General features: G+C 58.5%; 10 protein-coding genes and 3 pseudogenes. 3 read left to right on the top strand and 10 right to left on the bottom strand.

Translation table 11 applies throughout. From position 1 onward, the window contains the following. The 8 genes and pseudogenes from HUK84_RS04725 to HUK84_RS04690 form a co-directional block, all read right to left on the bottom strand. On the bottom strand, positions 1–427 hold a 427-nt coding region (locus tag HUK84_RS04725; protein WP_176639231.1), incomplete at its 3' end, for an NADH-quinone oxidoreductase subunit A. 532 nt (positions 428–959) lie between these two features. Beyond that, positions 960–1,649 carry a GNAT family N-acetyltransferase gene (locus tag HUK84_RS04720; RefSeq protein ID WP_176639230.1) on the bottom strand — a complete coding sequence of 230 codons (690 nt, stop codon included), beginning with the start codon at positions 1,647–1,649 and terminating at the stop codon, positions 960–962. Between the two features lie 708 nt (positions 1,650–2,357). After that, positions 2,358–4,802 (bottom strand): ABC transporter permease, encoded by a 2,445-nt coding sequence (locus HUK84_RS04715; RefSeq protein ID WP_176639229.1) that lies wholly within the window; start codon positions 4,800–4,802, stop codon positions 2,358–2,360. A gap of 482 nt (positions 4,803–5,284) precedes the next feature. Further along, positions 5,285–6,832 carry a M56 family metallopeptidase gene (locus HUK84_RS04710; protein WP_176639228.1) on the bottom strand — a complete coding sequence of 516 codons (1,548 nt, stop codon included), beginning with the start codon at positions 6,830–6,832 and terminating at the stop codon, positions 5,285–5,287. Continuing rightward, positions 6,829–7,215 carry a BlaI/MecI/CopY family transcriptional regulator gene (locus HUK84_RS04705; RefSeq protein ID WP_176639227.1) on the bottom strand — a complete coding sequence of 129 codons (387 nt, stop codon included), beginning with the start codon at positions 7,213–7,215 and terminating at the stop codon, positions 6,829–6,831. Before HUK84_RS04705 ends, HUK84_RS04710 begins: the two co-directional genes overlap by 4 nt. Before the next feature lie 112 nt (positions 7,216–7,327). Then, positions 7,328–7,540 (bottom strand): annotated as a pseudogene (locus HUK84_RS04700) (transposase); the annotation flags it as partial. Between the two features lie 252 nt (positions 7,541–7,792). Further along, positions 7,793–9,022 (bottom strand): NAD(P)-binding domain-containing protein, encoded by a 1,230-nt coding sequence (locus HUK84_RS04695; RefSeq protein WP_317135235.1) that lies wholly within the window; start codon positions 9,020–9,022, stop codon positions 7,793–7,795. Positions 9,023–9,066: 44 nt separating this feature from the next. Next, positions 9,067–9,238 (bottom strand): annotated as a pseudogene (locus HUK84_RS04690) (transposase); the annotation flags it as partial. Between the two features lie 400 nt (positions 9,239–9,638). Here HUK84_RS04690 and HUK84_RS04685 point away from each other — a divergent pair. Further along, entirely contained in the window at positions 9,639–10,769 is a 1,131-nt protein-coding gene (locus HUK84_RS04685) for an ATP-grasp domain-containing protein (RefSeq protein WP_218064216.1), read from the top strand. 75 nt (positions 10,770–10,844) lie between these two features. On the opposite strand, the pseudogene HUK84_RS23500 reads toward HUK84_RS04685, so the two are convergent. Both HUK84_RS23500 and HUK84_RS04675 read right to left on the bottom strand, forming a co-directional pair. After that, a pseudogene (locus HUK84_RS23500) lies at positions 10,845–11,075 on the bottom strand (type II toxin-antitoxin system HicB family antitoxin); the annotation flags it as partial. Continuing rightward, a complete protein-coding gene (locus HUK84_RS04675; protein WP_176639225.1) occupies positions 11,068–11,373 on the bottom strand; it encodes a type II toxin-antitoxin system RelB/DinJ family antitoxin in 306 nt (101 codons plus the stop codon). The gene HUK84_RS04675 and the pseudogene HUK84_RS23500, both read right to left, overlap by 8 nt. A gap of 433 nt (positions 11,374–11,806) precedes the next feature. Here HUK84_RS04675 and HUK84_RS04670 point away from each other — a divergent pair, with 433 nt between their 5' ends. Together HUK84_RS04670 and HUK84_RS04665 are read left to right on the top strand one after the other, a co-directional pair. Further along, the gene (locus HUK84_RS04670; protein WP_176639224.1) at positions 11,807–12,544 is read left to right on the top strand and encodes a CPBP family intramembrane glutamic endopeptidase; all 738 of its coding nucleotides are present in this window, start codon (positions 11,807–11,809) and stop codon (positions 12,542–12,544) included. Positions 12,545–12,867: 323 nt separating this feature from the next. Next, the coding region (locus HUK84_RS04665; RefSeq protein WP_176639223.1) for a DMT family transporter at positions 12,868–13,638 on the top strand (771 nt) is incomplete at its 3' end.

Below are 13,638 nucleotides of genomic sequence, written 5' to 3'. Positions count from 1 at the left end.
CCCCCGTGCCTGCCGCCGGCCCCGCATGGCGCGGCGCGATGCGGCGGGGTTTGGGGCCCCAGTCCAGCCCGCCCCAGCGCCACAGATAGGCCAGGGCACCGAACAGGAAGAGGATGAAGACGAGCACGGCGCAATAGCCGCGCCAGCCGGCCGCCACCGAGACCGGCGCCCAGGCGAACAGGAAGACCGATTCCACGTCGAAGATGACGAAGACCATCGCGACCAGGTAATAATGGATGGGCACGCGCAGATGGGCCGAGCCCACCGGCAGCATGCCGGATTCGAACGGCACGTCCATCGACCGCCCGCGCGCCGCCCCGACCCGGCGCATACCTGTCGCGGCGCCGAGCGCCAGCATGGCGGACAGCAGGATCACGATGGCGATCGTGTAGGACAGAAGCGGATGCTGCGTGCAGAATTCCGACATGGCCAGCACCGTTGGGGTTGACGTGACCAGGAAATGACGGACGTTCGACGGGTCAGACGTGAGATCGGACGTGGGGGGTGAACGTGGCCTGTCGCGGGCGGTTCATTAAAATCCTTCGCTTTTTCGCCGGATCACGCGTCCGTGTCGGTGGTAGCGGGGATGCTGTCGGGCAGCGTGCGAGACGGCCGGTGGTGCGTGGGGGGGAGTTATGCTGGCGGCACCTGGTGCCGGCGCCGGGAGAACAGCGGCCTTCGTTCGTTATGGGAGACCGTGGAAGACCGGCATTTTTCCGGAACGGGCGCATCCCCTGCCCCGCTGTCGTGGCCTGGCGGATGGGCGCGGAAACATGGCCGCGCGTTGCGGTCTTGGGTCCGCGCACGATGTCGTGCGCACAACATGTGCATGAAAGAGCCGGATCACAGCCGGCGTGACGGCCCCCGAGTTGCCTGTGATCGGCGCATGCCCACGCTCGACGGTGGGCGCGTAGGGTTCGGACGAGGCAGAATTGATAGTATGTCGTTACGTGGTTGGTTTATTTAACTTTTGCGTACAAGAGGCAGTCTCGGGGCTGGCTGCTGATATTGGGATGAATAATCCATCGCCGCAGCACGCCTTCGCGGAGCAGCCCTGCTTTTTCCATGACGCGTGCCGACCCGATATTATCCACGTCGCAAACGCCGCTGATCCTGAAGCAGGTGTCCTGTGCCAGGAGTGCGTTTACCGCTTCTGTCAGGACTTCCGTCATAATGCCCTGCCGCCACCATCGATGTGCCAAAACATAGCCGAATTCAATATGATAAGGCTTTACGTGACGCAGGCCGAAAAGGCCGCGAAAGCCTCCGGCCTGATCGCAAATCGCATAGGTGCGTGCCAGATCAGGAGATGTGGCGAGGCAGCCATCAACAAATTTTTCGGTTTCGGTTAAATTCTTATGCGGAGTCCACATCGTATACCGAGAGACTTCGGAATCCTGCGCATAGCCGTGAAATATTTCTTCCGCATCTCCCCTGGAGATCGGGCGCAGCGCATGCCTTGTTGTTCGAAGGCTCTCGGGCAGCATGGAAAGAGTATGATCGATAGGCGATCGGCAGCCAAGCAATGAGTTATCAATCGACTGTCCCTGGCCGAACATGTCACTGACAAGCGTCCCTGCCTGACCGACGTCGCGCTCACCCATCGACGTATTGTCACCAATATTGGCATCATCAACGCGCCCGGCCATGCCGAGCCGTGGATCATTGCGATGTCCGACATCCCCAGCTACCTGACAACACTGTATTACAGCGCATGATGGGGCATCGAGCCCATGTTCCCCGACTTCAAATCCAGCGCGGCTTTCGCCGCTTAGGCTCCAACGCAGTGTCTCAATAACCGAGGCCGGTACAGGGGCTAGAGCCATATCCATTCACACTGGTTCACGGATATGGCTCTAGCTCTTTGTTTTAACGAGCATCTTTATCCGACCGGATGAGTCCATCCGGTCGGATGATGCTCTAGCACCGCCGCTTTCTAGGTGTTTAGTCCCGGAGAGTGATGGTGCATCATTTATCCTGAGTCGTCAGGAGGAGGATGCGCTATGGCCACCTGCTAGAGCGACCGGTTACCCTATAGATGGCCTTGAAGCCTTCGCCTCGGATGTTGACCTGGCTTGCATCGAAGAACACGAGCGGATCACGCCCTGCAAGCAGCGGGTCAGAACGTCTTTGTCAACCGCCATCTCAATGGACCTCCCAGCCCGACTCTATGGCCCCGCACAAAATCACCGATAGGCTCATGGACGGCACCACAGGGTCGAGAATCTCTTCGGAAAACTCAATGACTGGCGTCGCATCACAACGCGTTAGGACCGCTGCGCCCGTACACTCTTCTCAGCCATCTGCCTCGCGACAACCGTTATCTTCTGAATGCCTTAAAGAGTCTTGACCCTAGCTCACTCTTCTCGCAGCGTCGACGCTGGTGGCAGCCTCACTAGGCGCCACGTATGCCACCCCACCGTCAGCACACACAGGGCGACGGCCGTTGTCGAGCAGAGTAAAAATGGCAATGGGGATAACGCGATCCGTAGGTTAAATCCGGCCAGCCAGTTGCACATCAGCAATCCCGCCAATGCCGAGCCGACTGCGCAGGCGGGCCAGATTGGGCGTAAAAACCGGCCCAACATCAGCCGCAGAACCTGACTGGTCGTAGCGCCAAGCGTGCGGCGCAGACCGATTTCGAACCGGCGTCGCGCCACGTCGAAGGACGCCAACCCGTAAGCCCCCATCGCCGAGATTGCGACCGCCACGCCTGACCCGATCACCATAAGGCGGGCTAAGGCCCGCTCCGGGGTCGCGGCATCCGCCATCATTGCTTCGACCGTCTGGGCCTCGAACACTAGTCCCGGTGCATGTCCATGCCAGACCTGCCCTAAATCCGTAATGACATCCCGTATCGGGCGCCCTTCGATCCGAACCAAGCCCGAGGCATAGTCATAGGGCCTTGATTGATAGAGATAGATGGTAGGCTCGGGCGTGCCACGGGAGGACGCAAACCGGACATTGTCCAGAACACCAACCACAACCAACGGACGCGGACTGTCGTTTCCGAATTTGAGCCGCGCCCCCAATGCGGCATGCGGGCTGGCATAGCCGAGTTTCGCCGCTAGGTTCGCGTCGATCATAACGTTCTGCGCCATTCCGGGCGGTGCTTCTTTATCTGGTGTGTCATCAAGGCCGTGCGCCGCATCGAGCGTGCGGCCCGCCAGTACCTCGATCCCCATTGTTTCCGCATAATGCCCGCCCGTTTCTTGCCAAGAAATGTCGACGCGGCGATCGGGCGTATCGGCCCGACTGACGCTACCGCCACTGGCAAAGCCACCGTCGCCGGGTAGCGACCACCCGGTCGTCACGCTCACAACGCCTGGAATAGCGCGAATCGCATCGAGCATCGGCTGGCGCGCTTGCTTTGGAACAGCATCAAGCGCACCAATGCTAACAATGCCGTTACGGGCGAAACCTAGGCTGGCAGTCGTCTCGAACCGCGATTGTGCCAGCACCACGAGAGCGCAAATACTCAAGCTGACAGCGAACGCAAATTGGAACCCCACCAATATTGTCCTGACCGAAGCCCCCGTGCGGCCGATCCCAGGCGATCGGGAAGCGGCCAGCATCGTTGCCGTGCGCACGCGCGCTAGTACAACCGCAGGATAAAAGCCAGCCAGTAACCCCGTTGGCACGATCACCAGTGCGGTCAGACCCAGCATCCAGCCATACCCCAGGGCGGCGGACCACCCGCCCAACGCATCAACTGCGGGCATCGCGAATTCGGCTAACGATAGAGCTGGCACACCCGCCATTGCTACAAGCGCTGTTGCCTCGATGAGGCACTCGACCGCTACCCGAGAGGACGTTGCCCCCAGCGTCTTGCGCACAGCGATCTCGCGTCCTCGCAAAAATGCCTGTGCGGTCAGAAGATTAACCGCATTGATGACGGCCGCACACAACGCGAGCGTACCGATACCACCTAGAGCTAGCGCCGCATCCCGGCCAGCTCCATGGCGCGTGATCTGATCGTCGTGGCCATGTTGGTCAGCAAGCGCGACCGGAACAACATCTAATCCACCGCCGATTTTGAGAAAGCTACCAGCATGGGCACTTATGAACCCGCGCAAATTAGCGGCAAGTTCGGCGGGACTTTCTGTCCCAAGCACGCGTACATATAGCTTACCGGCCGTCATGCCCCATTGCTGAAACGTCTGGAGCTCTTGTACCCATGTCGGCATAGCGAGCAAAATGTCAGGGCGGATGGTAGTGGCGGCCGGGATAGGCGCCAGCACACCCCGCACGGTAAAACGCATTGTGTGTTGCTCGATATTTAGGTTCAATATCTGTCCTATCGCAGCGCGCGCAGAGCCGAAATATTGCCGTGCGATCTTATCTGACAGGATTGCACCGTCAGGCCGGGAGAGACCTCCTGCCTCACCCGTTCCCAGCGGAAGCCTTACTACATTAAGGAAATCCGGATCCACAAACTGTACGTCCTGCGCGACCAGCACACCATGTAGGGTCGCCACCGCAGACTCTGGCGCGTAGCGACTCGCTGATACGATTTCGGGAAGCGAGGCTTTCAGTTCATCAAATAGACGGTATGGCGCATTGGGAAATTCAGATGCATTTTGGCCATGCTTCCCATACACTGCATCGACGCGGAACACGCCTTGTTGCGCCGGGATCCACCGATCGAACACGAACTCGGAGCGGGAGATGCTGAGCAGCACAAGAAACGTCGTGAGCCCAAGAGCAAGATTTCCGACATTAAGCGCGACGAAAGCCGGTCTGTTGCGTATAAGGCGCAACAAATTACGAAAGGAGTGCGAAGAAATCTCTAGCATTAACATGGTCAACTCCTCCGTACAAACAAACCTTCACCAGCATGTAATATTATTATCAAAAACCACTAAGTATTCAATACATAATCATTTATCTAATTCCGAAACCCTTAACCCTCGTCGGAGATGCGTCGGTTGTTTGCCCGCCTGAGCTCTTCAGCGCTTACAGGACCCACGTTTTGAACTTCAAACGGCGGCGTTAACCCTTGCCTTCCTCCGAAACGCTAGCCCCTCCTCCCCCCGCAGGGGCTGAAGAAATCAGATCAGGACGCGTGAACCGTTTGGATTCAATGACGGCGTTTCTCACCTCATTGCTCCGTCGACATAAGTGCATAAAGAAAAAAAGGGCAAGAAAACATCGACGCAGCCGATAATGGCCAGCCTGGTCTCGGTCAGTCCGTTTCCCTCCAATCCGGGCGGGGCACCTGGATTATCGGTCCGTCGGCGCACGCGGCGATATTGAAATTAAGAGCCGTTGCTGCCTGGCCAGTTTATTGTGCCGGGTCGGGCACCGCCAAACCGTGTGATGAGGCAGAATGTGCTAGCGTAAGGAGTTGCGCTTCGATCGCGATTTCCTGCTGCCGCGCATCATGTTCCGCACGCTCACGTTCGGCGGATAACACGGCCTCGCGCTCAATGTAGCCCTCACGAACGTGTTCTATCTTCTCACGTTCAGTTGCGATTTGTGTCAGTTCTGCTCGTCCAGCATCTGAGGTCGTCGAACCGATTTGAGCCTGACGCTGATCGAGGAGCTTCAAGCGCGTGTTCAAGCCGATCAGCGGCCCATGCACGGACCAATAACGAGCCATATCCTGGCTATATCGTTGCCAGCGTTGACGTCCTGGCGCGATGAGTGTCCCAGCCTGAGTGATGGTTTCCGCGTCGGTGAAGAGGAAGCGCGTTGTTCCGGTATCTAGCCAGAACATATTCGGATAACGAGCCGATAATGCCGCGATCCTGTTACTTTGTTCCAGGGTTTGAGAGTTAACTTCGGAATGATGGCCGCGCGTAGTTTGCGTAATGACGGCGTACGCGGGGGGGGATGTCAATGGGGGCGAATCTAGCGTATTGCTTGGGGACGCGGCCATTAGTCTCCATGGTAGACAGATCACGACCATCGGCAGGACGAGCATGCTTGCAAAGCGCGATCCGGTCGTCGTGTACTGATTTTTAAGGCCATGGAGCCGTGTCTTTAGCACTTTAAACTGTCTTGATGCGGCCGCGATGCCATAAATTCCCGGCGCCTCTACACCAAGTTGCAGTAACATCGCGCCATATCGGTGGGCGGGCACGGCCTGGCGCGCCAAGACACGCGTATCACACGCCATTTCACGCGCGTCCCGATAAGCGCAGACTGCGTAGCGTATGCCAGGATGGAACCAGAACACGATGTCGGCCAGGAGCGCAATCAAGCCGAACTGTAGATCCCGCCGTGCTACATGCGCCAGTTCATGGCCCAACAGGAGGCTTATATCGCTTTCGGACAATATCTGCCTGGTTGGCAATACGATGACTGGAGAGAAAAGTCCGGTGACGAAGGGCGTAACCGCATCGCCACTTACAACAATTTGTGGCAGACGCGAGACACCATGCTTGTGGCCCAAGGAGGCGTACAGTGTGGCGTGGCGCTTACTCTTGGTCGCGGCCGAAAGTAAGTCCCGCACACGGGCATACTCCTGGGTCGCGACGAGGAGCTTCGCTAAAACTCCGACAACCCAGATGGTCGCCAATGCTGTTGCCCAAACATTACCGCCTTGGGGATGCCCGGCTTCGGCAGGATAGGTCGAAGCGACCCTCTCACGCACGGCGGCCGGGAAGTCGACTGGCATAATGGGGGCGACCGGAACGCTTGGGAGCAGGTGCAGCCTGATTGGCGACAGGAAAAGTGCAAGCAAGCTGAGCGCAAGAGCCCACAGCCAAAGGGCGGCCCAGACATGAGGCGCAGCACGCGGAACCCATCGCCAACCTAGCGCCAGCACGATCACCACGAGTGCCGATTGAACAGATGCCTCGATCAAATGGTGAGCCAGCGCGATCATTCTTTCTCTCCCGTTCCATCGTCGAGGTGACGAAGCAATTCTTCGAGGGAAGCCCGCTCATCAGGGGTAATACTGCCGCGTTCGGCCATGAACGCGCAGAGTGGCGCAATGGAGCCTCCGAGAGTGCGCTCCACGAACTGGGCGATGCTGGAGCGGCGGGCATCCGCGGTTCGGGTTACCACTGCATATTGGTAAGCATGACCTCTGCGAGTCCGCGTCAAATAGCCCTTTGCACGAAGTCGCTCCATCATGGTCAGGACGGTCGAGCGTGCAATCGACTGCGTGCGGCCAAAGCGGCTGAACACCTCGCCTACTGTTGCGGGATCGTGCTCCTCGATGTCCTGAAGTAGGGCAAGCTCTTGCCGCCCAATTGTTGGCTCCATTCTGCAGATTCCTTTGTGTCGTCGAGACAGAGAACACAATGGCTACATCTGTCGTCAAGGAAAATTAGCGACAGGTGTAGGTAGAACCGTCGTGGGGGTGTGTCGACCTTGTGAATTCGGCCGAGGCGAGCGGCTGTGGGGCTGGGATGGCGTCTCGCAGGGTGAGCATCAGCCAGTATGCGGCGGTGTTCAGCACCAGACGGACCTGGTTGGCCAGTGGCGATCGACAGCTTGTGCGGTCGGATGCCAGTTGGCCCTTGTGAAGCTTGATCAGGTTTTCGGCCTGTCCACGGGCACAGTAGAGGGCGTCATAGAGCCATTCGGCATGGCGGGTGTGGCTCGGCGCGATCGGAGAAACGGATGGTTTTGACACTCAATTCGTAAACCCAATCAAAAGCTTATGCGATACCCGCCACCAGTCCCGACCAACCCCGTGAATAAGATGGGATAGCTCGTTGTTTTAACGAGCATCTTTATCCGACCGGATGCGCCCGTCCGGTCGGATGATGCTCTAGCACCACCGCTTTCTGGTCCATCGACGGACTCTTCACGTTTCGGGTGGGAAACGCTCGTCGCTCTATCGTGCGAAATGCCGCGTCAAATGCTTCGACGTGAATTTGGCCCCCCATGCGAACCGGAGCAGCGGGCCAAAACTGTTGGCCGCCGACGGTCCCACAAAATAGAGGCCGGGCACCGACGATTCGAAGAATCGTGTCAGCCGGGGCGTATTCTGTATCTCGGAGATCCGGGCGCGGATTGTCTCGTCCAGGAAGTCCAGGCGATTGATATCGACCCTGTAGCCGGTTCCCGCGACAACATGGTCCGCAACCATTTCCTCTTCGCCGCCGTCAGGCTTGACGAAGGTGACGGCGACCTTCTCCCCCCGCACCAGCGCATGCTTCAGGGCGAGGTTGATCCGGATAGGCACCTTGCCTTCCACCAGCGTGCGGCTGACCCATCCGGCGGCAGGTCCCAGATGCCCGCGCGTGACGCGCAGGCGGAAAGGCTCCGGCATCCGGTGAAAGACCGTCGGGAGATCCGACGCCATGCGGGACCGCCACCCAAGGCCAAGTCCCGAGCGCGGCTTGAGAAGCCTCGCATAGGCCAACTCTAGCCCACGCTTGTGATCCGGCGGGTGGTTGAACCAGATCTTGGGGCGCCGGGTCACGATCTCCACGTCGGCGCCTGCTTGATGCAGCAGCCCCGCCGAGTCCACGGCCGACGAGCCGCCGCCGAGGACCAGGATCTTGCGCCCGGCGGGATCCTTCATCCCTCGTGATTCAGACGTGTGGGAAACGAATTGCGGCGGCAGTCCCCGAAGCTCCGGCGGGAGATAGGCGTAATGCGTTATTCCGACGGCGATGACAACGCGCCGCGCCCGGATGATTTCGCCGTCATCCAGGCGAAGGAGGAAGCCCCCCTGGCTTGCCGTGATCCTGGCGACGTGCCGCGTGTCCAGATCCGGCAGCAGCCGCTGCTGAAACTCCCGCCCGTACGCATGGAATACTTCAACCGGGATGGGCACACCCACATCCGCATAGGCATGACCGTGGCGCCTGCAGAAGTCCCGAAGACGATTCAGCCTGAGCGGATCGAATATATCGGAGGCAAAACCCTCGGACTTGAGATGCATGCCGCTCGGCATATGGCTTCGCCAGACCGCCATCGGTGAGCCAAAGATCTGGAAGTCTACGCCGCGAACCGACAGATGGGCCGCAAGCGACAATCCATACGGGCCGGCCCCCACTATAACGAAGTCTGTCCACTTAACCATTATGTCGATCATCCCCAATCCGGTCGCGTTCACGGCGGAGCCGTTCGCTTGACAACGAGATGTCGGCGACCAGTGCGAGACGAAATGTCCATGACGCTCTCCGCCAGGAGTCGCTTCAGCTTCGTATTCTCTCGTATTCTCTCTTTCCAGAGTCTTGAGCCGCCGCGCTTCCGATACCTCCATCCCGCTGTGTTTCGATCGCCACGTGCAGGAGGTCGCGTCGCCGATCCCGTGCTTGCGGCACAGATCCGCAACCGTGGCATCCGCCCTGCGCCCTTCTAAACCCGGCGGCCGTCATGTTACAAATGTTTTCCACGACCCCCTGCTTACGTTACAAATGTTGTCACGATCCCCTGCTTACGCAAAGCGCCTTTCATAACGAACGCTTCGGACCATTCTTCGGAGGCTTGCACCAGCGGAAATGGCTGAATTCAGGGTCCTTATAGTTACCACAACCTGGTGGCCGTCGACGGCCTATCTCGCCATGGCATTCGGACGCGCCGGGGCGGCCGTATATAGTCTCAGTCCGGCCGGCAATCCGCTCCGCAGGCTCAAATTCGTAAGAGGGAGCCTGACTTATTCCGCATGGGACCCGCTTGGATCACTGGTGGCGTCCATAGGATCTTTCGAGCCGTTTCTGCTTGTACCAATGGATGACCGCGCCATAGGCCATATCCATTCGCTCCATGCAAAATCGCGGTCATTTGATGTTGCTACCGGTCAAAAGATACGTGATGTGATCGAACGGTCACTTGGCTCGCCCCTTGGCTATGGCATAAGCGGGACCCGTTATCCCTTCCTGGAAGCCATGCGAAGCAGGGGCGTCTTCACGCCTTCGGGAGCGGAGCTGCTCTCGGTGCGCGATGTGCGGAATTGGTGCGCGACGCAGGCACCTCCCTGGGTCATCAAGGCCGAAGAGAGTTGGGGCGGCTCGGGGGTTCTTATCGCCGATACCGTCGCCGAGGCCGAAGAAGCGTACCGGGAATTGTCCGCCCCGCTCGCCTTTCACAAGACTCTCCGCCTCCTGCTTGTCGACCGCGATCCCTTCACGCTTGCGCGATTTCTTCGACGGAAGACGCGCAACGTCATGGCGCAAACGCATATTCGCGGAATCCAGGTGACATGCATGGCTGCGGCCTGGCAAGGGCGGCTGTGCGGGATCGTTACGGCCGAGGTTCTTTCAACGCAAGGCCGCGTGGGAGCGTCTACGTTCCTGCGGTTGATCGGCAATCCGCAAATCGAGGCCGCCGCTTCCATAGCCGCGGAACATCTGGGCCTGTCCGGGTTCTTCGGGCTCGATTTCATCATGGAAGACGGTACGGGGCGCTGTTTGCTGATCGAGATGAACCCGCGGTCGACGCAACTGGGTCATATCCGGGCGCATGGCGCCGACCTCGCAACGCGGCTGTGCGCTGCCGCCGGCCTGGATGTGCTTGCACCCGACAATCGCCCGGACCATTCCGAGAGGATTGCGTTCTTCCCGCAATGCCTCCGCTTCACCGGGAGCGACGTGGACAAGTGGGAGCTTGCGGCCGAGGACATTCCGTGGAGCGAACCCGATCTTGTCGAGGAGCTGCTTCGTCTTCCCTGGACCAGGCGCGGCATCCTGGCGCGGCTTGAATCGCTCGTGCGTCAGAACGACGCATTCGGCTCGGCGATCGATCCGCAGAGCATCCGCGAGATTCGCGCGGAGCTGGAGCGTCGCCGCCCGCGGGCAACCTCTCCGGAGCGGCCGGATTCGACGGTGCCGGGACGCGTGGCTGTCGACGTCAATCGGTAGGCGCGTCGCATGGCCCCCGCGCGGCCGGGAGCCGGATGGGCGCAGCGGGCTGGCCAGGGCGAACGCCGGTGCGTCCAGCCGCTTTAGAACCCCGCGCGGCAGGGAGATGTTGGCCCGTTCCACGCGGTCATCCAGCATGGCCGGGTCAATGGTCACGAACCCCACCGCCCATCCGGCATATTCGGGAAGCCTGCGGACCGTATCCAGCGTGCGCGGAGACGGGACCGCGTCGCCTGCGTCCAGCGTGGCGTCGATCCAGCCCGCCGCCGCATCCGCCGCGTTCGCGCTTGGGCGCCATTCAAGCACCCGCACGGCCGCGACGCTTCCGGTCGATCAGGGCCTGCGCATCGTCCATCACCTGCCGGTGCGGAACAGACGGGCGCGTATCCGCCAGCGCCTCATGGACCTTGGTACGAAACCATGCGTCATAAGTCTCGGGATCGGCGGTCAGGCCCGGCGGCAGGCCGCCGTCTTTTACAACCCGCGTCAGCAGGATACGCACGGCGTCCGAGATGGTCAGGCCGAGATCGGCCAGTTTTTCCGTCGCTTCCGCCTTGAGGCGGTCGTCTATGCGAACATGCAGCATCGAGGTTTGCGTGGCCATGATCGGTCCTCCCTGGAGACCCGGATCGTAGCATGTATGTTAAATGAGATACAGATCTATCATACTCCCGGCCTTTCGCCGGGTCTGGCTCGTCAACATCTCCCAAACGTGTGAGCAGGGTCTCGCTACGGCGCTCGCCGTTCCCGAATCAGGTCGCCGCTCTTTATTTGCACGCCATCCACGTCACCGCCGTCAGGGACAACGAAATTGCGGCAGATTGGGTGGCGACGGGCAGGTTTGCCCGGAGTGGCGGGAATTGTGCGTGCTGGCTGATCGGGAAGCCGGAGACCTAGCGTTTCACGCCGCATGGGCTGCGCCGGCCCGGCCTATGCGGCGTGAAAATTCCTGTTGTTCTTGCATAATGCAGCCTATCCATGAAGACTTACTTTTGTTCGCCGCGCCAAGACGGGATTAAAAGCAGGAGGATAAAAATTTGTATTTAGACGCAATTGCGGCGCTGCTGATGGTGGTTTTTGCCTTCGTGGCAGATCAGGGCAGCCGATCATTTCGGAAACTCAAAGATTCGTCACCCCATAGGAGGGTGAAAATTTATAGGGTTTGGCTTGCAACTTCGATCCTGTGCTTTGGCGTTCTTGGCATTCTGATTATTTATTTTATGGGACTGACGCATGATCGTAATTTCCATGGTGGAATCTACTCGATTTACCATCCTTACGACGTTGCTTTTGCCATCCTGAAGCAAAATGTCAGCATCGACCAAGCGCAGTTGCTACCCCTTGGTTTCGGCTTCTGCATGGGACTTGCTATATTGTTATTTGTATCCAGGACGCGGAAGGGAAAGAAATTCTATACGACGGAAGCTGTCTCTACACTTCGGCCACGCGACGGTACTGAATCCGTCTATGTGATAGCGCTTATTATCAATGCCGCCATTTCTGAAGAGATTATGTTCCGAGGGGCTTTCCCGTCTTTGTTATTCAATATCACTCATAATGCGATGTTCGCCATTATTGCCTCGGCAATCGTCTTTGGCTGCATGCACTGGTATCAGGGGGCACGCGGCGTATTATCGACCTTCTGCCTGGCCGTCATATTTAGTCTTATCCTTGGTGCGGGATTCGGTCTCTATCTGGTCATTGCTCTGCATTTTGTGCTCAATATGATGGCGCTGTTTGTGTTGCCAAAACGATCTCTGGCTGAACCTGGGTGACGAGCGGATGAGACGGTGACGTATCGTGGCGGGCGCGAAGTCTGCCTGAACCGAACCTCCAACCACGTGAGCAGTTACCTTTCAAATCCTGGAACAAGACTACGCATAATTGCAATTCTGCCCGATGTTTCTTTTTCATTTTTATTCTTCTGATATTTTTTCGGATGAGTTATGCATATATTTTATCTGGACGTGCCGGCTTTTTTTTGTTTTGTCTGCGCGACGTCCGATCACATAGATGGCCAGATCATCGGATTGTGCAATGCGGTCAACGAATGTCGCGATGATACCAGAGAATCATTTCCTGCAGATGTAGAGTAGACATGCAATACGCCGCATTGTTTTTCATATCGGCCCTGTGGGGTGGATCGTTTGTTCTGATAAAGGTCTTATCTGTCGACCTAAGCTCGTTTTCCATTTCTGTAGAACGAACGTTCATTGCTGCGGCGGCATTGTCAGTTCTTGCGTTCACCAGAAAAAGGACAGTTCATTACGGAGGATGGGCGTGGCGCCGTCTGGCCTGTCTTGCATTGGTCGGTCAGGTGGTGCCGTTTACCCTCCTTTCTGTTGCCGGCCATTTGACGACGAGTATCAATCTTGCATTCATGATGGGCGCGGCGCCTCTGGTGACATTCGCCATGAGCGCGATTTTCCCGCCAAGGGAACACTGGAACGCTCTTACCGTTCTTGGGCTTTTGCTTGGCGGAATCGGCGTGGGCGCGTCCCTCTATAGTCCCTCCATCCCAACAATATCGTCCTATCACGTGCTGACCCATAGCACTCTCGGGCAAATGGCGGCCTTGGGTGCCGCAGCGAGTTTTGCGGCTGGAGCGATAATTTCCCGCAACCTGTCCAGTCGAATGGACTCGTTTCTCGTCGTGACCCACTCAATGTGTATTTCCGCTTTTGTTTTGGCTGTTTCCGCGCTGCTCGGAAAATTGATTTTTTCCACAAACATATCGCTCCCCAGCGACGGGAGGGAGCTCACCACCCATCAGTTTCATCCGGATGCCCATAATGGCGGCATTGGTTTGCGGAACTGGAGGAGCCTGACAATGCGCCGGACGCCGCGCGTGAACCAGGAGAGCCTGCTG

The organism is Nguyenibacter vanlangensis (genome assembly GCF_013376155.1).
Lineage (GTDB): Bacteria > Pseudomonadota > Alphaproteobacteria > Acetobacterales > Acetobacteraceae > Gluconacetobacter > Gluconacetobacter vanlangensis.
The sequence above is the reverse complement of the archived record's forward strand: the minus strand, read 5'-3'. Positions and strand labels throughout refer to the sequence as shown.

Coding starts and splice junctions, on each gene's coding strand:
- HUK84_RS04720 (WP_176639230.1), bottom strand. CDS start 1,649: ATGGCCGGGCGCGTTGATGATGCCAATATTGGTGACAATACGTCGATG.
- HUK84_RS04710 (WP_176639228.1), bottom strand. CDS start 6,832: ATGATCGCGCTGGCTCACCATTTGATCGAGGCATCTGTTCAATCGGCA.
- HUK84_RS04715 (WP_176639229.1), bottom strand. CDS start 4,802: ATGTTAATGCTAGAGATTTCTTCGCACTCCTTTCGTAATTTGTTGCGC.
- HUK84_RS04675 (WP_176639225.1), bottom strand. CDS start 11,373: ATGGCCACGCAAACCTCGATGCTGCATGTTCGCATAGACGACCGCCTC.
- HUK84_RS04685 (WP_218064216.1), top strand. CDS start 9,639: ATGGATGACCGCGCCATAGGCCATATCCATTCGCTCCATGCAAAATCG.
- HUK84_RS04705 (WP_176639227.1), bottom strand. CDS start 7,215: ATGGAGCCAACAATTGGGCGGCAAGAGCTTGCCCTACTTCAGGACATC.